Source organism: Microbulbifer thermotolerans (assembly GCF_001617625.1).
Lineage (GTDB): Bacteria > Pseudomonadota > Gammaproteobacteria > Pseudomonadales > Cellvibrionaceae > Microbulbifer > Microbulbifer thermotolerans.
On record NZ_CP014864.1, the window covers coordinates 562,501 to 584,477 of the forward strand.

Here is a 21,977-nt window from a genome sequence, read left to right on the forward strand (position 1 = left end):
ACAACCCAGACCGCCAGCTAAGGTCCCAAATACCAGTTAAGTGGGAAACGATGTGGGAAGGCCCAGACAGCTAGGAAGTTGGCTTAGAAGCAGCCATCTTTTAAAGAAAGCGTAATAGCTCACTAGTCGAGTCGGCCTGCGCGGAAGATATACCGGGGCTAAACTGGTAACCGAAGCTGCGGATGCCTTCGGGCATGGTAGAGGAGCGTTGTGTAAGCCGTTGAAGGTCAATCGGGAGGTTGGCTGGAGGTATCACAAGTGCGAATGCTGACATGAGTAACGACAAGGGGGGTGAAAAACCTCCCCGCCGGAAGACCAAGGGTTCCTGTCCAACGCTAATCGGGACAGGGTTAGTCGGCCCCTAAGGCGAGGGCGAAAGCCGTAGTTGATGGGAAACAGGTTAATATTCCTGTACTCGCTATTGCTGCGATGGAGTGACGGAGAAGGCTAGGCCAGCACGGCGATCGGTTGTCCGTGTTTAAGGTAGTAGGCTGGGGACTTAGGCAAATCCGGGTCCCTAAGGCTGAGAGCTGATGACGAGCTCTCTTTAAGAGAGCGAAGTGGTTGATGCCCTGCTTCCAGGAAAAACTTCTAAGCTTCAGGCAATAGAGAACCGTACTCGAAACCGACACAGGTGGTCAGGTAGAGAATACCAAGGCGCTTGAGAGAACCCTGGTGAAGGAACTAGGCAAAATGGTACCGTAACTTCGGGAGAAGGTACGCCGGTTTTGGTGAAGGGACTTGCTCCCCGAGCTGAGGCCGGTCGAAGTGACCAGGTGGCTGCGACTGTTTATTAAAAACATAGCACTCTGCAAACTCGTAAGAGGACGTATAGGGTGTGACGCCTGCCCGGTGCCGGAAGGTTAATTGATGGGGTTAGCGTAAGCGAAGCTCTTGATCGAAGCCCCGGTAAACGGCGGCCGTAACTATAACGGTCCTAAGGTAGCGAAATTCCTTGTCGGGTAAGTTCCGACCTGCACGAATGGCGTAACGATGGCCACGCTGTCTCCACCAGGGACTCAGTGAAATTGAACTCGCTGTTAAGATGCAGTGTACCCGCGGCTAGACGGAAAGACCCCGTGAACCTTTACTACAGCTTTGCACTGAACTTTGAGCCTGCTTGTGTAGGATAGGTGGGAGGCTTTGAAGCGAGGACGCCAGTTCTCGTGGAGCCATCCTTGAAATACCACCCTGGCATGTTTGAGGTTCTAACTCAGGTCCGTGATCCGGATCGAGGACAGTGTATGGTGGGTAGTTTGACTGGGGCGGTCTCCTCCCAAAGAGTAACGGAGGAGTACGAAGGTGCACTCAGCATGGTCGGAAATCATGCAATGAGCATAATGGTATAAGTGCGCTTGACTGCGAGACAGACATGTCGAGCAGGTACGAAAGTAGGTCATAGTGATCCGGCGGTTCTGAATGGAAGGGCCGTCGCTCAACGGATAAAAGGTACTCCGGGGATAACAGGCTGATACCGCCCAAGAGTTCACATCGACGGCGGTGTTTGGCACCTCGATGTCGGCTCATCACATCCTGGGGCTGAAGCCGGTCCCAAGGGTATGGCTGTTCGCCATTTAAAGTGGTACGCGAGCTGGGTTTAGAACGTCGTGAGACAGTTCGGTCCCTATCTGCCGTGGGCGTTGGAGATTTGAGAAGAGTTGCTCCTAGTACGAGAGGACCGGAGTGAACGAACCTCTGGTGTTCCGGTTGTCACGCCAGTGGCACTGCCGGGTAGCTATGTTCGGACGGGATAACCGCTGAAAGCATCTAAGCGGGAAGCCTCCTTCAAGATGAGATCTCCCTGGGACCTTGAGTCCCCTGAAGGGCCCTGGAAGACTACCAGGTTGATAGGCTGGGTGTGGAAGCGTTGTGAGGCGTTGAGCTAACCAGTACTAATTGCCCGTGAGGCTTGACCATACAACAGAGATGGTTACTGACGACAAGCGAAAGCTGTTGGATTGTGTGAAGAGACGCACAGAGACTTGCGGTGTATTACTACAGTTTGTTTCACCGACTTATTTGGGTTGGCTGTCAGCGCTGAGCGATCAGCGAGGCAAACGGGCAGTCAAACGGCAAGGCAGAGCAAAAGCTCATAAGACCGGAGCCACCCAAGCCAGTTTGCCTGACGACAATAGAGTTGTGGAACCACCTGATCCCATGCCGAACTCAGAAGTGAAACGCAACATCGCCGATGGTAGTGTGGGGCTTCCCCATGTGAGAGTAGGTCATCGTCAGGCGCCAAATCGAAAGGCCACCCAACTGGGTGGCCTTTTTTTATGCCCGAAATCCACAGCCTTAACAAACCTGCAAAAATCTGCACGGCCTGTTTGATAACCCCCTGCACAAACCGCCCTTACCTCCCGCAGGCGCGAGCAAAAAACCACCGCTGCTTTTTTATGCGCCTCCCGCGAAGTGGCGTAACGCCTTGATTTAACGGGGATATCCAGTAGTTATACACAAGTCTGTCCATGTCTTCTGTTAGTAACCGGGATGTCATGGAGCAGTTGTGGGTGGAGAGGACAGGGGGCGATGTTTTTTTACGCGCTTAGTGACTGGCGGCATAAAATCGGGGGCTGGGGACAACTATCCCATAGTTATACACAGCTCTGTCCATGGTTTTTGTGAGTAACAGAGATTGTGGCGAATAGTTGGCCTGCGCCATCAACAGGAAAATTCAACTCAGCGATCTATACACATATGCAGCGTATCAACTCTTCTATAGACCAAACCTTTTCTATGTCCCGGATCGCCATGGGACTCTGGCGGCTTGCTGACTGGAACTACACCCCGCAGCAGACCGTAGAATTACTTGAGCGGGTGCTCGAACTGGGTATTACAACCTTTGACTTGGCGGATATCTATTGTGATTACCGCTGCGAACAGCTGTTTGGAGAGGCGCTTAAGCTCAAACCGCAACTGCGCGGGGAGATGGAAATTGTTTCCAAGTGCGGCATTAAGCTGATGGGTGAAAACAATAACTATGCGCTAAATCACTACGACACCAGTGCGGCTCATGTCACTGCCGCTGCTGAGTCCAGCCTGAGCAAGATGGGAATAGAGTGCTTGGACTTGCTGCTCATTCACCGTCCGGATCCGCTAATGGATGCCGAGGTGCTGGCAGAGGCCCTGGACAAGCTGATTACCGAAGGTAAGGTGCGTGCCGTGGGTGTTTCCAATTTTTTGCCCCACCAGACACAGTTGTTGCAATCACGGTTGTCAGCGCCCCTGTTGGTCAATCAGATAGAGGTGTCACTATTACACAGCACGCCCATGTTTGATGGCCAGCTGGATTACTGTCAGCGTGAGCGTGTGATCCCCATGGCGTGGTCTCCTTTCGCAGGTGGTGCACTGTTTACCGACGATTCTGAGGCCGCCCGGCGTGTTCAGACCTGTCTGGAGGAATTGTCACAAGAGCTGAGGATGGAGGCACAGCAGCTGGCGCTTGCGTGGCTGCTGAGACACCCGGCAAATCTCGTTCCAGTTCTGGGGAGCGGTAAAATTGACCGCCTGCGGATGTCCGTGGCTGCATTGGGAATGGAAATACCGAGGGAGGCGTGGTTCCGCTTGTTGCGTGCTGCCCGCGGCCGGGACGTGGACTAACCGTTATATCCTACCGGTGCCTAACCTACATCTGGGGGACTACAGGGATGTGATTTGTGCCCGGGGCGAAATTTAACCCCCGGGCGCTTGTGAATTACAGGGGCGTCAATAGGCGTTTTCAGGCATCAGGTCATAGTTTTCCCCCTGCAGCTCAAACTCTTCCAGGGGCGCTAGGTGTGACGGCACCAGATAGCGGCGCAGGAGCCGCTCACCGCGCCAATCCATCACGTCCAATGTATCCCCTTGCATCTCCCGCAGAAGTGTTTCGAACTCAGTCATTGCGGTGCTGATCAGGGGCTGATAGTCCAACTGCTCGCCGAGCTTGATAAACCGGTACTCCTCCCCGGCTTGCTCGATACGCAGCCAGGCTTCGCCGCTGAGTTTTTCCACCTCGCCGATAATCAAAGGGCCTTGCTGGTCGTGGAACAACGGCACCAAGTCGGTAAGGCACTCCATTTCGACCGGTCTGCCTACCCATACCCAGCCGGAAAGGCCGATGCGACTCAGTTTCCATTCACTCAGCCACACGGTCTGCTCGTCGTCGATGCGGAATTCGCTGTATTCCTTTTGGCCGGAGCGGTTGTCAAAAGTAATTTCCGCGTTGGGGTTATCCTTGCGGAAGTTGTGCAACTGTTGAGTCATCTCGTAATTGACTTCCCAGTGCTTCTTCAGTCTCCATTGAATCGGATACTGGCCCCACTCGACGATGTACTCCTCCCGTTCCCGCACTGTTTCTGCCACGCGCCAGAATGCGCCATCAATCAGAATGCATGTGTCCCCGGGCTTGCTACCGGGAGCGATGATGCTGCACTCGGGGGAGGGATCTGAGGCGTTGACCACGTGCTCTCCGCGCCCTTCGATCACCTCATACCAGGGGAAGCCATGGCGGAGGGGCGGCGGGAATGCCAGCGGCGGCCGGCCATCCAGCAGGCGGCGGAAGAGCACCGATTTCTCAATTTCCAGGTCCGACAGGGTATAGCCTTCTTTATGGGTGATCTGCCCCCAAGTAAAAGCTGCGCGGATAAGTTGTTTTTCTCTGTCTGAAAAGCTCATGGGTGCTAGCGATGCAAGATCGTAAAGCAAAACCTTACCACTGCAAGCCCCGCTGTGCGAATGGTGTTGGGGGGCTGCGACCTGTGGCGACAGAAACGGCCCAAATTGGATAGACTGCGCTCCTTCAGAAGGCTCAGAGGGAGAGAGTATGCTGCTATGGAAACGATGTTTGTTTAAGGCAGCCCAGTTACTGTTTGCTTTTGGGTTGTCGGCTCTGGCCTGGGCCGAGGCCGATTCCCCTTTCCAGACCTGTTACCTGGATGGTTGGAGCAATTCACTGCGCTGCTATCTGGTGGCCGTCGGAGAAGGGGAAAGCGGGAGTGAGCTGGCCGTAATGGTAGCGCCCGCTGTTAACGAAGAGGGACGGGAGCCGCTTTATTTACTCGCAGGGGGGCCGGGGCAGGCTGCCAGTGATCTGGCCCCCCTGTTGAATGTGTTTCGCAAGGTCAACCGCGAACGGGCAATTGTGATGGTAGATCGCCGCGGCGCGGGACGCTCCGGTGCTTTCAGTTGCGGCTTAAAAAGAGATATGCCCGCAGACTTGCAACAATTCTCCCGGCGTTTGGCGGACTGTTATCTCGAGCGCGCTGAATTTGCTAATTCGCTCGGCAGCCGACAGACCGTGGAGGACCTGGAGCGGGTGAGACGCTATCTTGGGCACGGGCGCATCGCTCTGTGGGGCGGCTCTTGGGGCACGAGGACAGCGCTGCTGTATCAGCAGTGGTATCCAGATTCCCTGAGCGCGTTGGTGCTCGATGCTGTAGCGCCGATCGAGACCAAGGTTTTTCTGACCGCGACGGCTGCCGAGCGCGCTTTGCGTCAGCTGGAAAAAGACTGTGAACGGGACCGGGTGTGTGCCGGGTTCGGTGACTGGCGCGGGGCTCTCGATAGGTTGTTGGACAACTGGGGGGAGTTGGAAGCGACACATTTTCCTGATCCGCTCACGGGCGCACCGCTGGAAACACCCCTTACCCGTTGGATGCTCGCCAACGCCATCCGCACGGCGCTCTATCAGCCCACCGCCGCCGCACAGCTACCCTATGCACTTTACCAGGCGGAGCGCGGTAATCTGTTGCCACTATCCGGTGTCGCCGGGCAATTTCTCGACAATGCAGACTCCATGTCGATGGGCCTCACTTTCTCCGTGGCCTGTGCCGAAGAGTTGAGCCGTATCACGACCGATGAAGTGGCCGCGGACAGTGCGGATTCCTTTCTGGGTACGGCTTTTTACGATTTGTTCGCGACGGGGTGTGAAGCATGGCCGGTGGATTCCAAGCCCTATGAAAAGCCCCAAGTGCGCGAGCAACCAGTATTGTTGATTTCCGGTGAGGCGGACCCGATAACACCCCCCTATTATGCAGAGCGACAACTCGATTACCTGGTCAACAAGCAGCATTTGGTTGTTGCCGGCGGCGGTCATATCAATACGCCCCGCGGATGTATTCCGGACTTGATTGCACAGTTTCTCGATGCACCCTTCGAGCCATTGGCGCAGGACTGTGTAGCCGAAATCCGGCGGCCGCCATTTATGGCCGGTGCTTTTGGGCCGGCACTGGGAGTTATCGGCGGGCAGGAACCGCGGGGAGGGCAGTTGTGATTGAAGTAAATGCTGTCAGTAAAGATTTCGGCGGCCGCAAGATTTTGCGTGACCTTAGTTTCACCGTTCCTGACGGGCGGATCACCGCGCTCCTCGGTGCCAATGGTGCGGGAAAAACGACCTGCCTGCGCATTATTGGTGGCCTGCTGCGGGCGGACTCGGGAGATGTGCGGCTGGGCGGCATTGATGTGGGACGCGATCCGATGGCCGCGCGCCGGCAGCTGGGTGTGGTCGGCGATCGCGAAGGGCTCTATGAGCGGCTCACCGTTGCCGAGTATCTGTCGTTGTTCGCCACGATACAGGGACTTTCCGGTGGAGTGCGCGATAAAGCGTTACAGGCGGTGCGGGAAGAGCTGGAATTGGATGATTTGTGGCATAGGCGCACGCGCGGTTTTTCCCAGGGCGAGCGTATGAAAGTTTCTCTGGCGCGGGCAATGGTCCACCAGCCCCAGCATTTGATATTGGATGAACCCACACGCGGTTTGGATGTATTGGCGGCGCGCTTACTGAGAAAAACCTTGCTCCAGCTGCGCGACCGCGGTACCACCATCCTGTTCTCCAGCCACGTGATGTCCGAAGTATCCGAACTTTCAGACCAAGTATTGGTGATGAGTGCCGGGAGAATCGTCGGCGGCGGTACCCCTGCGGAATTATTGGCGCAAACCGGCTGCGGCAACTTGGAAGATACTTTTGTCACCCTGGCCTATGGCACCGCTGGCGGGCAGAAGGAGGGGGCTCCCGCATGTTGAGAGGGGCTTGGTTTTCGTCCCCGATGGGGGCATTGGTGCGCAAAGAATTTCTGGAAACATGGCGCGACAAACGCGCCCTGTGGACGGCGGTGAGCTTTTCGCTGATTTTTCCGGTAATGCTATTTGCTTTCACCACCTACATGGTGAAACAAAGCACGGAGGAGCCGACCCGTATGGCTTTTCTGGGGGGAGACAGGGTGCCGTTACTGGCCGAGCGGCTCAGTGATGACCAATTCCAGGTTGAGGTATTGTCGGAAGGGAAGCCACGTGAGCTGCTTGAGAGCGGTTATGATCTGGTGCTGGAGCTGAGCGAAGATTTTGTTGAAGACTATGTGTCCCTCCGCTCAGCAAAAGTATATCTATACCTGGATAGCGCCGATATTGCCTCCGGGCGCGCCCAGGGCCGCTTGCAGGAGCGGCTGGGGAAACTGCAACAGTTGGTGGTCAGCCAGCGCTTGTCTGCCCGCGGCGTGGCGCAGCAGCTCCTCAGCCCCTGGAATCTGCAGGTGCGCGACGTGAGTACTCCGTCCAGTCGCGGTGCCATTATCCTGGCGGCGGTGCCGGGGCTTTTGATCCTCACCCTGTTCGTGGCCAGCCTCGCCACTTCAGTGGACACTTCGGCCGGTGAGCGCGAACGGTTGAGCCTGGAAACATTGCTTTTGCAGCCACTGCCCGGTTGGCAGCTGGTGGCGGCCAAGGTGCTGGCGGTAGCGAGCATGGGGTGGATGGGTGCGCTACTGGCGCTGGCGGCACTGGTCTCATTGATGCCGATGATGCCGTTGGCGGAGTTGGGAATACAGCAGGCGGCCACCGTCGGCTCCGCCCTTGGCATGGGGTTGCTGCTTTTGCCGCTGGCACTGTTGGTGGCGGTGGTGCAAATACTTCTGGCATTGCGCTCCAATTCCTTTAAAGATGCCCAGACCCAGCTCTCCATACTGCAAATAGCCCCAGCCATGTTGTTGGTGGTGCTGGACGTCTCCGGTGTGCAGCTGGAGAGCGGGGTATGGCAGCTTGTACCGCTGGTGGCCCAGCAACAATGGCTCAAGGCGCTCTTGGTGGGAGATCCGATTTCCCTGCCCTTGGTACTGGCGGGATCACTGGTGAGTCTGCTGATGGCAGTGTTTGCTGTCGCTTTAGGCGCTCGGGCGCTGAGGCGGGAGCGTTTGTTGAATACGGGGTGAAGAGATGAATGCGGAATGCAGTTTGGGAACCGACGCGCGCGAGGGGGTGTTGACGATCGATTTGCGGGCGATCGGCGACAACTACCTGCATCTCCGCGACAGTCTGGCCCCCGGTAGCCGCTGCGGCGCCGTGGTTAAGGCCGATGCTTACGGCCTGGGTATGGTGGAAGTGGCGCCGGAGCTCTACCGGCAGGGCTGCCGGGACTTTTTTGTCGCTACCCAGACCGAGGGAGAGGTTTTGGGCAAATGTCTGGGGGATGATGTCAATATCGTGGTGCTGACTGGTGTCCGCCCCGGCTGCGAAGCGGCCTGTGCCCGGGCAAGACTGATCCCCGTCCTTTTCACTGTGCAGCAGCTGCGGGATTGGGTGGCAGTCTCTGAGCGGATTGGTGTGGCCGCGCCTTGCGCGCTCAAGTTTGATTCCGGAATGACCCGGCTGGGAATGACCGAAGAGGAATTCGAACAGCTGCTTGAGGAGCGCGAACTTTTGCAGACGGCGGATATTCGTCTTGTGCTCAGCCACTTGGCATGTGCCGATGACCCGGATCATCCACAAAATGCACTGCAGTTACGCCGATTCAAAATGGCTGCCGAGCGGCTGCGGACGCTGTGCCCGGATGTACGCCTGAGCCTCGCCAATTCCTCGGGCATTTTCCTCGGCGACGCCTATCACTTCGATATTGCCCGCCCCGGTTGCGCACTCTATGGCGTCAACCCGCTTCCGGGTTCGCCCAATCCGATGCGGCCCGTGGTGACCTTGCAGCTGCCGGTGTTGCAGAAGCGTCATCTGAGCAGTACGTGCCAAGTTGGCTACGGCGCTACGCAGCAAGCGGTGGCTGGAAGCTGTCTGGCTGTGGCGCGCGGCGGCTATGCCGACGGTATACTGCGGGCACAAAGCGGGCGCGGTTGCGGCTGGGCCTGCGGTCGACGCCTGCCGATGATCGGGCGGGTGTCTATGGATTCCACCATTTTCGATATCAGCGCGCTGAGCGAAAACGAGCGGGACTCCCTGCAATATATCGAAGTGTTGAACAAGCGGTTGACTGTCGATGAAGTGGCCGGCTATGCCGGCACCATTGGCTACGAGATTCTGACCAGCCTCGGCAGCCGCTACCATCGCCGTTACCTGAGAAGCTAACATTGGCCAATTCAAATCTAAAAACTCCTCTGCAACAGTTGCGCCCGGTGCTCAATTTGCTCGCCGATGGTGAGGTGCACTCCGGTGAAAGTCTCGGTGCCGCTTTGGGCGTGAGCCGTGCCGCGGTGTGGAAACAACTGCAAAAACTGACCCATTACGGCTTGTCACTGGAATCGGTCAAGGGGCGCGGTTACCGCTTGCCGGGGGGCTTGGATCTGCTGTCCCCAGAGGCTATTGAAGCCGGATTGGATAGCGCTGCCCGCAACCTGCTGAGGGAGCTGCTCGTGCGGGACGAAGTGGATTCCACCAACGCCCGGTTGCTCGCGCGGCTGGAGGAGAATAGAGGGCACGGTGTGGCGATGTTCGCGGAGCGTCAGACCGCCGGGCGGGGACGCCGTGGACGCAGCTGGATCAGTCCATTTGGCGGCGGTATCACTCTTTCTGTCGGCTGGCAGTTCAGTGGCGGAGTGCAGCAGCTGGAAGGACTGAGTTTGGCGGTGGGGGTCGCCCTGGCGCGGGCATTGGGGGAATTCAATGTGCCGGATGTGCGCCTGAAATGGCCAAATGATGTCTGGTGCCGCGGGCGCAAACTGGCCGGCGTATTGTTGGAGTTGTCCGGCGATCTCACTGACCGATGTGCAGTGGTGGTGGGGGTGGGACTGAATGTCGGGTTACGCGCGGAAAACGTCGAGGCAATCGACCAGCCGTGGATAGATTTAAACAGTGTTTGTCCCGGTGTGGATCGCAACCGTCTCGCGGCGGTGATGCTGAACCATCTGTTGCCTTTGCTGCACACCTATCCCGAGCGGGGATTTGCTGCCTACAGGAATGAGTGGTTGGCGCTGGATCAGTTCGCCGGTCAACCGGTACGGCTTGTTTCCGCCAGCCGCGACTGGTGTGGAACAGCTGCTGGTGTTGACGAAACTGGTGCGCTGGTGCTGGAGGTGGATGGTGAGCGACGCTCTTTCCATGGCGGTGAAGTTTCCCTGCGGCGGGAAAGGCATGATACTTGAGGTGGATCTCGGCAATACCCGAGGCAAGTGGCGGCTGATTTCTGACGGTGAAGTGGAGGCTCGCGGAACTTTGTCCACCGCCGACTTGTGTCGCGGCCGTCTACCGGAAGGGTGGCGGGCGCTGCACCCAAAGCGCGTACGCGCTGCCAATGTCGCCGGTGCCAGAGCGGCAGAATCTCTTGCACAAGGTGTGCGCCAGCTTTTCGGGTTGCCGGTGGAATTCGCCCGTGTCGAGACCCGCTGCGCCGGTGTTACTTGCGGTTACCGGGATGTCCGGCGACTGGGGGTGGATCGCTGGCTGGCGGTGCTCGCTGCCCACGAGAAAGACCCGCGTGCCGCGCTGATTGTGGACTGCGGCAGCGCCGTGACCCTGGATTTGCTGGATAATGGCGGCCGTCATCTCGGCGGTTATATCGTCCCGGGCCTTAAATTGATGCGCCGTGCACTGTACAAGGATACAGACGCGGTCAAGGTTCCGGAAATGCCGGTTCAGGATCTGCCGCTGGCACCGGGGCAGGATACACAAGAGGCGGTCAACCGCGGTCTGCTTCTGATGGTACTGGGCACGGTAGAACTGGCGCTGTGTGAATTGCGCCGCATATGCGGGCAAGAGCCTTTGTTGTGGCTGACTGGTGGCGATGGCCAGCTATTGTCCCCTTTGTGTCAGAAAGAGCACCGGCTGGTGCCTGAGCTGGTGCTCGATGGCTTGTCTCTTACCAACCCCTAATCCGTCCATAAGGAAAGGGGTCGACTGCGAATACAGAAGTTTATGCGCTGGATAGTTCTCGCTTTGTTGTTCGCCAATATCGGCCTTTACGCCTGGTTCCAGATGGCTGCCAACTCTGCCTCAAAACCGGTCGGCTCAGATCGGCAGTCTGTGCAGACACAGGGGGCGCCTATTCAGCTTGTCCGCGAGGTAGCCACTGATCAGCTAAAGCCCATAAGGGAAAAGCGGAAGCCTGAACGAAAGGGGGCGCCGCCGGCTTCTGAGGGTACGCTCTGCACACTGCTCGGACCCTTTACAGAAGAGTATCAGGGGCTGAATATTGTCGAGCGCCTTGCAGCTTTGCAGGTGGACGGTCGTCTGCGGGAAATCGAAATGCAGGGGCAGATGCGTTATTGGGTATTCCTTGCCCCGCTCGGATCCAAGCGCGAAGCCTTCAACAAGCTGCGAGAACTTCAGGCGGCCGGAGTGGACAGTTATGTGATCCCTAAGGGATCGCTGACAAACGGCATCTCCTTTGGAATTTTCTCCGAGCGCGCGCGTGCAGAGTCACTGAAGCGCAAGCTGCGCCAACAGGGAATCGACGCACAGAGCCGCGAGGAGCCTGAAACTTACCTGGAGCGCTGGGTAGTGCTATCTCCTGGCGCGGCTGCGGGACTGGCAGAAAGCTTCTGGGCGCAACTGCAATCGGAATACCCGGAACTGGACCGGCGCCAAAACTTATGCAGTGAGGTAATTGACGACTGATATCCGGCTCGGTGCTGTAGTCCGATCGCCGCTCTACGCCTTGAAATTCCGTCGCGTTTCTTTTCGTTGCCAATTTAGTGTTGCTTGTCGGCAAAACATCCCCTAGAATCCCGCCTCCATCTGAGGGGCGACTATAAAGTTGTCTTCTCGGTGAGGAACAAAGCTGGCGTAGCTCAGTTGGTAGAGCAGCTGACTTGTAATCAGCCGGTCGGGGGTTCGACTCCTCTCGCCAGCTCCAATTTTGTTCTAAGTGCTGCAGCACTTTAAATTTTGCGGGTAAGTCCGTGAATTTGAAGGAAAAATTGTTGACAGCACCGAGAGGCGTGTAGAGAATACACGCCGCCTTAAGCAGGGGTTCCCGAGTGGCCAAAGGGATCAGACTGTAAATCTGACGCGCAAGCTTCGGTGGTTCGAATCCACCCCCCTGCACCATATTTTGATGCTCTGGAGCTTTGGTTTCGGGGTGTCGCCAGCGGAAGGCTGCGGCCTTTTGCATGGGGTTTCCCGCATGCGGGCATAGTTCAATGGTAGAACCTCAGCCTTCCAAGCTGATGATGCGGGTTCGATTCCCGCTGCCCGCTCCACTTTAGTGTGGGACGCTTTTCCGCTGGGTCGGGCCGAATGGTTCGAGTGTGTTGATGATAAGCTCATGTAGCTCAGGGGTAGAGCACACCCTTGGTAAGGGTGAGGTCGGCGGTTCAAATCCGCCCATGAGCTCCATTTTTTATGTGGCCGCAGGGGCAGGTGTCTCTGCGGCTATTTGTATCCGGGTTTTGTATCCTTTGCTGGGTCGTCCCCGGGTGCGCCTGTTCTTTAGGTAGGTGTGCTGGTTTTGTCCGCCTATATTGGGAGGCTGCAATGGCAAAAGAAAAGTTTGAACGTTCCAAGCCCCACGTAAACGTGGGCACCATCGGTCACGTTGACCACGGTAAAACCACCCTGACCGCGGCGCTGACCCGCGTGTGCTCTGAAGTGTGGGGCGGCCAGGCGGTAGCCTTCGACGGTATCGATAACGCACCGGAAGAGCGCGAGCGCGGTATCACCATTGCCACCTCTCACGTGGAATACGAGTCCCCGACCCGTCACTACGCCCACGTTGACTGCCCGGGACACGCCGACTACGTGAAAAACATGATTACCGGTGCTGCGCAGATGGACGGCGCCATCCTGGTTTGCTCTGCAGCTGATGGCCCCATGCCGCAGACTCGTGAGCACATCCTGCTGTCCCGTCAGGTAGGTGTACCCTACATCGTGGTATTCCTGAACAAAGCCGACATGGTCGACGACGAAGAGCTGCTGGAACTGGTGGAAATGGAAGTTCGCGAGCTTCTGGACCAGTACGAGTTCCCGGGAGACGACACTCCGATCATCGTTGGTTCCGCTCTGATGGCGTTGAACGGCGAAGACGACAACGGCCTGGGCACCAGCGCTGTGAAGAAACTGGTGGAAACTCTGGACGAATACATTCCGGAGCCGGAGCGCGCTGTTGATCAACCGTTCCTGATGCCGATCGAAGACGTGTTCTCCATCTCTGGCCGCGGTACCGTGGTAACTGGTCGTGTAGAGCGCGGTGTTCTGAAAACTGGCGACGAAATCGAAATCGTCGGTATCCGCGAAACCACTTCCACCACCTGTACTGGTGTTGAAATGTTCCGCAAGCTGCTGGACGAAGGTCGTGCTGGTGAGAACATTGGCGCCCTGCTGCGCGGCACCAAGCGTGACGAGGTAGAGCGTGGTCAAGTACTGGCCAAGCCGGGCTCCATCACTCCGCACACCAAATTCCAAGCGGAAGTGTACGTGCTGTCCAAAGACGAAGGTGGTCGTCACACTCCCTTCTTCAAAGGCTACCGTCCGCAGTTCTACTTCCGTACCACAGACGTAACTGGTGCGGTAGAGCTGCCGGAAGGCACCGAGATGGTAATGCCGGGTGACAACGTTCAAATGACCGTTACCCTGATCGCGCCGATTGCGATGGAAGAAGGTCTGCGCTTCGCGATCCGCGAAGGTGGCCGTACCGTTGGTGCCGGCGTTGTATCCAAGATCATCGAGTAATTCTCGATAGCCGCACAGTTGGGATTCTCCAGCTGTGCCCTTTGCCAAATGCGGGGGAGGGTGTTAAGATCCGCCCCCTCGTTTTCCAGGCCAGTAGTTCAATTGGTAGAGCACCGGTCTCCAAAACCGGCTGTTGGGGGTTCGAGTCCCTCCTGGCCTGCCAATATCAATCGCCCCACCTTGTTTTGTGCCTGAGGGCGTCACAAGCACCTGCATTCATGCAAGGGTTTGTGTTTGTAAGCGCTAGGGCTTATCTATAGTGCGCTAAGGGCTCTTTTGTATGAATGCTAAGGTAGAAGCGAAAACCTTCCGTCTAGATGGCCTCAAATGGCTGTTGGTGGTGTTACTGGTTGGTGCTGCTGTCGGTGGCAACTCCTATTACGCCGAATTCCCCCTGCTTTACCGTGTGTTGGCGATGGTCGCCCTCTGTCTGGTGGCCTTGGTGGTGGCGATCAATACCGCCAAAGGTAATGCCTTCTGGAGTCTGCTGCGGGAGGCTCAGGCTGAGGTGCGCCGCGTCGTCTGGCCGACCCGTCAGGAGGCGACCCAGACCACTCTGATCGTGGTGGTGTTCGTATTGATCATGGCGCTGATTTTGTGGGCGCTGGATTCCGCTCTGGGTTGGGCGGCCTCCAAGGTTATCGGCTAAAGGTTGACGCATGTCCAAGCATTGGTACGTAGTCCAGGCTTATTCCGGTTATGAAAAGCGCGTGGCTTCTTCTTTGAAGGAGCGCATCGAGTTGCATGGAATGGGTCATTTGTTCGGCGATGTATTGGTCCCCACCGAAGAAGTGGTGGAGATGCGCGCCGGTCAAAAACGCAAAAGTGAACGTAAGTTTTTCCCCGGCTATGTGCTGGTGGAAATGGAATTGAACGACGACACTTGGCACTTGGTAAAAGAGACTCCGCGGGTGCTGGGTTTTATCGGCGGCAAGGCTGACAAGCCGGCGCCGATTACTGATCGCGAGGCGCAGGCTATCCTGAATCGCATTGACGACTCTGCCGATAAGCCCAAGCCGAAAACTCTGTTCGAGCCCGGTGAAATGGTGCGTGTCATTGACGGTCCATTCAATGATTTCAACGGGGTGGTGGAAGAAGTCAATTACGAGAAGAGCCGCCTGCGTGTGGCAGTGCTGATTTTCGGTCGTTCGACGCCGGTCGAGCTGGAGTTTAGTCAGGTAGAAAAGACCTGATTTTTATATGGCATTTTGAACCCTCTTCTGCCGCGCGGTGGGAGGGGGTTTTCGTGTCCCCGCTAGTTGCTGTCTGCGTCGTGGGGATATTCGGGGAGCTTGCCGTTGCGTCCCTCTGGGCGCCTCGTGCGAGCGTTACCACCCATCTACAGGAGAGCTGTAATGGCTAAGAAAGTCGAAGCTTATATCAAGCTGCAAGTTAAGGCCGGTCAGGCCAACCCGAGTCCGCCCGTCGGCCCCGCGCTGGGTCAGCACGGCGTGAACATCATGGAGTTCTGTAAAGCGTTTAACGCCCAGACCCAGAATCTGGAGCCCGGCCTGCCCGTGCCGGTAGTGATCTCTGTCTACAGCGATCGCTCCTTCACTTTTGTCATGAAGTCACCGCCTGCCGCGGTGCTGCTGCGCAAGGCTGCCAAGATCAAGAGCGGTTCAGGACGCCCGAACACCGAGAAGGTGGGCAAGGTAACCCGTGCTCAGATTGAAGAAATCGTAGAGATGAAAAAGGCAGACCTGACAGCGTCCGATCTGGAAGCTGCCGTGCGCACTATTGCCGGTTCCGCCCGCAGCGCCGGTATCGAAGTGGAGGGTCTGTAAATGGCTAAACTGAGCAAGCGTCAGCGCGCTATCGCTGAAAAAGTGCAACCGGGCAAAGCCTATGGCATTGAAGAAGCGGTTGCTCTGCTGAAAGAACTGTCCAATGTGAAGTTCGCCGAAACCGTCGATGCTTCCATCAACTTGGGTATCGATCCGCGTAAATCCGACCAGGCTGTACGCGGCGCTACTACTTTGCCGCACGGCACTGGCAAGGAAGTGCGCGTGGCTGTTTTCACCCAGGGCGCCAATGCCGATGCCGCAAAAGAGGCCGGTGCCGATCTGGTGGGGATGGACGACCTGGCCGCTGAAGTAAAAGCGGGCAACATGGAATTTGACGTGGTCATCGCTTCTCCGGACGCCATGCGCGTTGTCGGACAGCTCGGCCAGATTCTGGGGCCACGTGGCCTGATGCCGAACCCCAAAACCGGCACCGTTACCCCGGACGTGGCGACTGCGGTGAAAAATGCCAAAGCCGGTCAGGTGCGTTTCCGCGCTGACAAGGGCGGTATTATTCACGGAGGTATCGGCAAAATCGGCTTTGACGTGAATGCGATCAAAGAAAACCTGGAAGCCCTGGTAGCCGATCTGAAAAAAGCTAAGCCAGCTTCCGCGAAAGGTGTATACCTGAAGAAAATCACCCTGAGCACAACTATGGGGCCGGGGCTGACCATCGATCAGGCGTCCCTGAATATTTAATCGCCGGGCGCGGTGGTGCTGGGCCTGTGTGCCGGGCTCCCCGCTCCGTTGGCAATCCGAACTTTGGGGTCTACTCACTTTGTTTCGACAATAGAGTGGGCCGTCAAAGACCGTAGGTGCCGGTGCGGTTGAGGTTTAAATCGCATACGGCTTAATCCCGGCGGCAGTCTGTTGGCTGAAGCGCCCAAGCCTACGCAGACGGTGTTGCCCAAACCAGTATTTTGCTGGATTTGAGCTTTGAGCACCGGAACGGATCGGGAAGAATGGTTTCCCGGTCTTTTTTCAAATCCAGGAGTGACATTATGGCTATTGGACTCGAAGACAAGAAAGCAATTGTCGCAGAAGTCCAGCAAGCTGCTTCGAGCGCTCTGTCTGCGGTGGTCGCGGATTCCCGTGGCGTGACCGTGAACGATATGACCGCTCTGCGCAAAGAGGCTCGCGAGAACGGCGTTTGGCTGAAAGTCGTCCGCAACACTCTGGCGCGTCGCGCTCTGGCTGGTACCGAGTACGAGTGTCTCATCGAGAAATTCGTCGGTCCGAGCATTATTGCATTTTCTAACGAACATCCGGGTGCCGGTGCGCGCATCCTGACGGCGTTCGCGAAAAACAATGACAAGCTCGAGCTGAAAGGTGCCGCCTTTGAAGGCGCGATTACCGACGTCGCACTGTTGGCAAGCTTGCCGACTTACGACGAGGCGATCGCCAAGCTGATGAGCGTGCTGAAAGAAGCGTCTGCTGGCAAGCTGGTCCGCACTATTGCGGCCATTCGCGACCAAAAAGAGCAGGAAGCTGCCTAATCCGGTTCGTTTGTGCGAACGGCAGTTTCTCACTGTTTTATTGAATTAGACGAGCACTCCGCTGCTCAATCAAATCAGGTACTGACTCATGTCTCTGACTAAAGAAGATATTATCAACGCTATTGCCGAAATGTCTGTTAAAGACGTCGTCGAGCTGATCGAGGCGATGGAAGAAAAATTCGGCGTAACTGCTGCTGCTGCAGTTGTTGCCGGCCCGGCCGGTGGCGAAGCCGCTGCAGAAGAGAAGGACTCTTTCGACATCATCCTGGCTTCCGCAGGCGACAAGAAAGTGAACGTGATCAAAGTTGTTCGCGGCATCACCGGCCTGGGCCTGAAAGAAGCCAAGGCTCTGGTAGACGGCGCGCCCAGCCCGCTGAAGGAAGGCGCAACCAAGGAAGAAGCCGAAGCGGCGAAGAAAGAGCTGGAAGAAGCTGGCGCAACTGTAGAATTGAAGTAATTCGCTTGTTGCGACTCACCGCTGTCGACCGGAAAAGCCGGTCGCCGGCGGCAAGGCTGGTGGACTTTGTCCGCCGGCCTTTTTGCCGTTTGCGGTAGTGAGGTTTTGGCGGCTCGATCTTTATTTGTTGCCAGTGCCTGAGTCTTTAATAGATTTTGCATCGTGCGCCGTGCAAAGGCGCGAGAGAAGCTTGTGATCAGTGCGGCGGGCCGTATTGATCAGAGGCTTCTTGCCCGGAGGAGCTGCGTATTGCCGCGCGGCGGCCGAAGCTCCACGAAGTCTTGTCACCGATCAAGCTGGGGAATTTGAATGGCTTACTCATACACTGAGAAAAAACGTATCCGCAAGGATTTTGGCAAACTGCCCAAGGTCATGGATGTGCCTTTCCTCCTTGCGATACAGCTGGACTCTTATCGCAATTTTACACAGGCCGATAAGCGCCCCGACGAGCGGCTGGACGTGGGCCTGCAGGCTGCGTTCAAGTCCGTATTTCCGATCGTCAGCTATTCCGGCAACGCCGCTCTGGAGTATGTGAGCTACACCCTGGGCAAGCCGGCCTTCGATGTCAAAGAATGTACATTGCGGGGCGTTACCTACGCATGTCCGCTGCGAGTGCGCGTACGTCTGATCATTTACGACAAGGAATCTGCCAACAAGTCCATCAAGGATATTAAAGAGCAGGAAGTGTACATGGGCGAAATTCCGCTCATGACCGACAACGGTACTTTTATCATCAATGGTACCGAGCGCGTGATCGTCTCCCAGCTGCACCGCTCCCCGGGTGTATTCTTCGATCACGACAAGGGCAAGACGCATTCCTCCGGCAAGCTGCTCTACGCCGCGCGGGTAATTCCTTACCGCGGCTCCTGGTTGGACTTTGAATTCGATCCAAAGGACTTGGTTTATGTGCGCATCGATCGCCGTCGCAAGCTGCCGGCGACGATTCTGCTGCGTGCCCTGGGCTACAGCTCCCAGGAAATGCTGGAGATGTTCTTCGAAACCAGCAAGTTCGACCTGCATGAAGATCACGTCAGCCTGGAGCTGATCCCCTCGCGCCTGCGCGGTGATGTCGCTTCTTTTGATATTCGGGACGACAACGGCAAGGTCATTGTCGAGGAAGGCCGCCGCATCACGCCGCGTCATATCCGCCAGTTGGAAAAGGCGGGGGTTGAGCGTCTGGAAGCGCCGTTGGAGTACCTGTACGGCCGCGTGCTGGCGCACGACATTGTCGATGAGACCACCGGAGAGGTGGCGGTTGAGTGCAACACCGAAATCACTGAAGAGGTAGTCGGTAAGTTGCGGGTGCTCGGCGTCAAGAAATTCGAAACGCTGTACACCAACGACCTGGACCGCGGTCCGTTTATTTCCGACACCCTGCGCGCCGACCCGACACGCACCCAGCTGGAAGCGCTGGTGGAAATTTACCGCATGATGCGCCCGGGCGAGCCGCCGACCAAGGAATCTGCGGAATCCCTGTTCGAGAACCTCTTCTTCACCGACGAGCGCTACGACTTGTCCGCTGTCGGTCGCATGAAATTCAACCGCCGGCTGGGGCGCGAAGATGAAAAAGGGCCCGGCACGCTGAGCAAGGAAGATATCGTCGATGTGCTGAAAACGTTGATCGATATCCGCAACGGGCAAGGCATGGTGGACGACATCGACCACCTGGGCAACCGCCGCGTACGCTCCGTTGGCGAGATGGCGGAAAACCAGTTCCGCGTTGGTCTGGTACGCGTGGAGCGGGCTGTGAAAGAGCGCCTGTCCATGGCGGAATCTGAGGGCCTGATGCCGCAGGATCTGATCAACGCCAAGCCGGTAGCGGCGGCAGTGAAGGAGTTCTTCGGCTCGTCCCAGCTGTCCCAGTTTATGGACCAGAACAACCCGCTGTCGGAGGTTACCCACAAGCGCCGCGTTTCAGCTCTCGGCCCGGGTGGTCTGACCCGCGAGCGGGCGGGCTTCGAAGTGCGTGACGTACACCCGACGCACTACGGTCGCGTGTGTCCGATCGAAACGCCGGAAGGTCCGAACATCGGTCTGATCAACTCCCTGGCTACTTATGCGCGCGCCAACCATTACGGCTTCCTGGAGAGCCCCTACCGCAAGGTGGTGGACGGCCAGGTGACAGATGAAATTGAATATCTGTCAGCGATCAACGAAGCCAATTACGTAATCGCGCAGGCGTCTGCGGCCGTCGATGAAAATGGTCGTTTTACCGATGAGCTAGTCAGTGTACGCCACCACAACGAATTTACGCTGAAAAAGCCGGAGGAAATCCAGTATATGGATGTCTCCGCGAAGCAGGTGGTGTCCGTGGCCGCGGCGTTGATTCCCTTCCTGGAGCACGACGACGCCAACCGGGCCCTGATGGGTTCCAACATGCAACGCCAGGCTGTACCCACTCTGCGCGCCGAGAAGCCGCTGGTCGGCACCGGCATGGAGCGCACCGTGGCACGGGACTCCGGTGTTTGTGTTGTGGCCAAGCGCGGCGGTGTGATCGAGCGTGTAGATGCCAGCCGGGTAGTCGTGCGTGTGCGGGACGAAGAGGTTGAGGCCGGGGACGCAGGTGTGGATATCTACAACCTGACCAAGTACACCCGCTCCAACCAGAACACCTGTATCAACCAACGTCCGATCGTGAAGACCGGCGATGTGGTGGACCGCGGCGATATCCTTGCCGACGGCCCCTCTGTGGATCTGGGCGAACTGGCTTTGGGGCAGAACATGCGTATCGCGTTCATGCCCTGGAACGGCTACAACTTCGAGGACTCTATTCTGATCAGTGAGCGGGTGGTGCAAGAGGATCGCTTCACCACTATTCACATTCAGGAGCTGACCTGTATCGCTCGCGACACCAAGCTGGGTAGCGAAGAGATCACCGCGGATATTCCCAACGTGGGCGAATCTGCGCTGAACAAACTGGACGAATCCGGCATCGTTTACATCGGTGCGGAGGTGACTGCCGGCGATATTCTCGTGGGTAAGGTGACACCGAAAGGCGAGGCCCAGCTCACTCCGGAAGAGAAGTTGCTGCGCGCGATCTTCGGTGAGAAGGCGTCCGATGTGAAGGACACTTCCCTGCGCTGTCCGAGCGGCACCCGGGGCACTGTGATTGACGTTCAGGTGTTCACCCGCGACGGGCTGCAGAAAGACCAGCGCTCCCTCGAAATCGAGAAGGCGCAGCTGGACGAAGTGCGCAAGGACCTCAACGAGGAATACCGCATCGTCGAGGCCGCCACATTCGAGCGCCTGCAGTCAGCACTGGAAGGCCAGAAGGTCGCCGGCGGCAAGGGCGTCAAGAAAGGCGATGAACTCACTGCCGAAGTGCTGGAACAAATGCCGCGCGAGGATTGGTTCAAATTGCGCATGGCTGACGAGGCATTGAACGAGCAGCTGGAAAAAGCCCAGGCGCAGCTGAAAGAGCGCCGCAAACTGCTCGACGAAGCCTTTGAAGACAAGAAGAAAAAACTGGAGTCCGGCGACGATCTGGCGCCGGGCGTGCTGAAGATCGTCAAGGTTTACCTGGCGATCAAGCGTCGCATTCAACCGGGTGACAAGATGGCCGGTCGCCACGGTAACAAGGGTGTGATCTCCGTTATCAAACCGGTCGAGGATATGCCCTACGACGAAAACGGCGAGCCGGTGGACATCGTATTGAACCCGCTGGGCGTGCCCTCGCGCATGAACGTGGGGCAGGTTCTGGAGATGCACCTGGGCATGGCCGCCAAGGGCCTGGGCGAGAAGATTGACCGCATGATCAAGGAGCAGCAGGAGGCGACCAAGATCCGCGGGTTCCTGGAAGAGGTCTACAACTCCACCGGCGGGCGCAAAGAAGAACTCGACGCAATGTCTGACCAGGAAATTCTCGCCATGGCGGAAAACCTGCGCAAAGGCGTACCCATGGCGACACCGGTGTTCGATGGCGCCGATGAGAGCGAGATCAAACAGTTGCTGCGCCTTGCGGATGTGCCTGAATCCGGTCAGATCACCCTGTACGACGGCCGTACCGGCGATGCCTTCGAGCGACCGGTTACCGTGGGTTATATGTACATGCTGAAGCTGAACCACTTGGTGGACGACAAAATGCACGCGCGTTCCACCGGCTCCTACAGCCTGGTCACCCAGCAGCCGCTGGGCGGTAAGGCGCAGTTCGGTGGTCAGCGCTTCGGGGAGATGGAGGTCTGGGCGCTGGAAGCCTACGGTGCTGCCTATACCCTGCAGGAGATGCTCACGGTCAAGTCCGACGATGTGGAGGGCCGGACCAAGATGTACAAAAACATCGTGGACTCCGACCACCGCATGGAGCCGGGTATGCCGGAATCCTTCAACGTACTGGTCAAGGAAATCCGCTCTCTCGGCATGAGTTTCGAGCTGGAGTACGAATAAGAC

Annotated in this window: 17 protein-coding genes, 5 tRNA genes and 2 rRNA genes (1 of these 24 running past the window's edge); 23 read left to right on the forward strand and 1 reads right to left on the reverse strand. The window is 57.4% G+C overall.

Going from position 1 to position 21,977, the window contains the following annotated elements:
• From A3224_RS02295 to A3224_RS02305, 3 genes are all read left to right on the forward strand, one after another.
• A 23S ribosomal RNA gene (locus tag A3224_RS02295) occupies nucleotides 1–1,917 on the forward strand; it begins 962 nt to the left of the window's first position.
• A gap of 204 nt (nucleotides 1,918–2,121) precedes the next feature.
• A 5S ribosomal RNA gene (rrf, locus tag A3224_RS02300) occupies nucleotides 2,122–2,237 on the forward strand.
• 460 nt (nucleotides 2,238–2,697) lie between these two features.
• A complete protein-coding gene (locus A3224_RS02305; protein ID WP_067150944.1) occupies nucleotides 2,698–3,600 on the forward strand; it encodes an aldo/keto reductase in 903 nt (300 codons plus the stop codon).
• Between the two features lie 105 nt (nucleotides 3,601–3,705).
• Here A3224_RS02305 and A3224_RS02310 read toward each other — a convergent pair whose 3' ends face one another.
• Nucleotides 3,706–4,653 carry a hypothetical protein gene (locus A3224_RS02310; protein ID WP_067150947.1) on the reverse strand — a complete coding sequence of 316 codons (948 nt, stop codon included), beginning with the start codon at nucleotides 4,651–4,653 and terminating at the stop codon, nucleotides 3,706–3,708.
• A 169-nt stretch (nucleotides 4,654–4,822) separates the two neighbouring features.
• On the opposite strand from A3224_RS02310, the gene A3224_RS02315 reads away from it, so the two are divergent.
• The 20 genes from A3224_RS02315 (at nucleotide 4,823) to rpoB (ending at nucleotide 21,974) form a co-directional block, all read left to right on the forward strand.
• Complete coding sequence (locus A3224_RS02315; protein ID WP_231902438.1) at nucleotides 4,823–6,250, forward strand: alpha/beta hydrolase; 1,428 nt, start codon at nucleotides 4,823–4,825, stop codon at nucleotides 6,248–6,250.
• Nucleotides 6,247–6,999, forward strand: a complete 753-nt coding sequence (locus tag A3224_RS02320) for an ABC transporter ATP-binding protein (protein WP_067150949.1) — start codon at nucleotides 6,247–6,249, stop codon at nucleotides 6,997–6,999. Before A3224_RS02315 ends, A3224_RS02320 begins: the two co-directional genes overlap by 4 nt.
• Before the next feature lie 35 nt (nucleotides 7,000–7,034).
• Entirely contained in the window at nucleotides 7,035–8,180 is a 1,146-nt protein-coding gene (locus A3224_RS02325; protein ID WP_231902439.1) for an ABC transporter permease, read from the forward strand.
• A gap of 4 nt (nucleotides 8,181–8,184) precedes the next feature.
• Entirely contained in the window at nucleotides 8,185–9,318 is a 1,134-nt protein-coding gene (alr, locus tag A3224_RS02330; protein ID WP_067150955.1) for an alanine racemase, read from the forward strand.
• Between the two features lie 2 nt (nucleotides 9,319–9,320).
• The gene (gene birA, locus A3224_RS02335) at nucleotides 9,321–10,331 is read left to right on the forward strand and encodes a bifunctional biotin--[acetyl-CoA-carboxylase] ligase/biotin operon repressor BirA (RefSeq protein ID WP_082817357.1); all 1,011 of its coding nucleotides are present in this window, start codon (nucleotides 9,321–9,323) and stop codon (nucleotides 10,329–10,331) included.
• Nucleotides 10,321–11,058 carry a type III pantothenate kinase gene (locus tag A3224_RS02340; protein ID WP_067150958.1) on the forward strand — a complete coding sequence of 246 codons (738 nt, stop codon included), beginning with the start codon at nucleotides 10,321–10,323 and terminating at the stop codon, nucleotides 11,056–11,058. The genes birA and A3224_RS02340 overlap by 11 nt, the downstream gene beginning before the upstream one ends.
• Before the next feature lie 42 nt (nucleotides 11,059–11,100).
• Nucleotides 11,101–11,802, forward strand: a complete 702-nt coding sequence (locus tag A3224_RS02345; protein WP_067150960.1) for an SPOR domain-containing protein — start codon at nucleotides 11,101–11,103, stop codon at nucleotides 11,800–11,802.
• A gap of 162 nt (nucleotides 11,803–11,964) precedes the next feature.
• Nucleotides 11,965–12,040, forward strand: a tRNA-Thr gene (locus tag A3224_RS02350).
• 110 nt (nucleotides 12,041–12,150) lie between these two features.
• A tRNA-Tyr gene (locus A3224_RS02355) sits at nucleotides 12,151–12,234 on the forward strand.
• A 78-nt stretch (nucleotides 12,235–12,312) separates the two neighbouring features.
• Nucleotides 12,313–12,386: transfer RNA gene (locus A3224_RS02360), tRNA-Gly, on the forward strand.
• A gap of 61 nt (nucleotides 12,387–12,447) precedes the next feature.
• Nucleotides 12,448–12,522 (forward strand) — tRNA-Thr (locus tag A3224_RS02365).
• Nucleotides 12,523–12,660: 138 nt separating this feature from the next.
• Entirely contained in the window at nucleotides 12,661–13,854 is a 1,194-nt protein-coding gene (gene tuf / locus A3224_RS02370; protein WP_067150963.1) for an elongation factor Tu, read from the forward strand.
• Between the two features lie 87 nt (nucleotides 13,855–13,941).
• Nucleotides 13,942–14,017, forward strand: a tRNA-Trp gene (locus tag A3224_RS02375).
• A gap of 117 nt (nucleotides 14,018–14,134) precedes the next feature.
• Nucleotides 14,135–14,503, forward strand: a complete 369-nt coding sequence (secE, locus tag A3224_RS02380; protein WP_067150966.1) for a preprotein translocase subunit SecE — start codon at nucleotides 14,135–14,137, stop codon at nucleotides 14,501–14,503.
• Nucleotides 14,504–14,513: 10 nt separating this feature from the next.
• Complete coding sequence (gene nusG, locus A3224_RS02385; protein WP_067150970.1) at nucleotides 14,514–15,047, forward strand: transcription termination/antitermination protein NusG; 534 nt, start codon at nucleotides 14,514–14,516, stop codon at nucleotides 15,045–15,047.
• A 162-nt stretch (nucleotides 15,048–15,209) separates the two neighbouring features.
• On the forward strand, nucleotides 15,210–15,641 hold the full coding sequence (gene rplK, locus A3224_RS02390; protein WP_067150973.1) for a 50S ribosomal protein L11: 432 nt from the start codon (nucleotides 15,210–15,212) through the stop codon (nucleotides 15,639–15,641).
• Entirely contained in the window at nucleotides 15,642–16,337 is a 696-nt protein-coding gene (gene rplA / locus A3224_RS02395; RefSeq protein WP_067150976.1) for a 50S ribosomal protein L1, read from the forward strand. It begins immediately after the preceding gene.
• A 302-nt stretch (nucleotides 16,338–16,639) separates the two neighbouring features.
• The gene (rplJ, locus tag A3224_RS02400; RefSeq protein WP_067150979.1) at nucleotides 16,640–17,134 is read left to right on the forward strand and encodes a 50S ribosomal protein L10; all 495 of its coding nucleotides are present in this window, start codon (nucleotides 16,640–16,642) and stop codon (nucleotides 17,132–17,134) included.
• A gap of 88 nt (nucleotides 17,135–17,222) precedes the next feature.
• Nucleotides 17,223–17,591 (forward strand): 50S ribosomal protein L7/L12, encoded by a 369-nt coding sequence (gene rplL / locus A3224_RS02405; protein ID WP_067150982.1) that lies wholly within the window; start codon nucleotides 17,223–17,225, stop codon nucleotides 17,589–17,591.
• A gap of 309 nt (nucleotides 17,592–17,900) precedes the next feature.
• Nucleotides 17,901–21,974, forward strand: a complete 4,074-nt coding sequence (gene rpoB, locus A3224_RS02410; protein ID WP_067150985.1) for a DNA-directed RNA polymerase subunit beta — start codon at nucleotides 17,901–17,903, stop codon at nucleotides 21,972–21,974.
• Nucleotides 21,975–21,977: the final 3 nt, after the last annotated feature.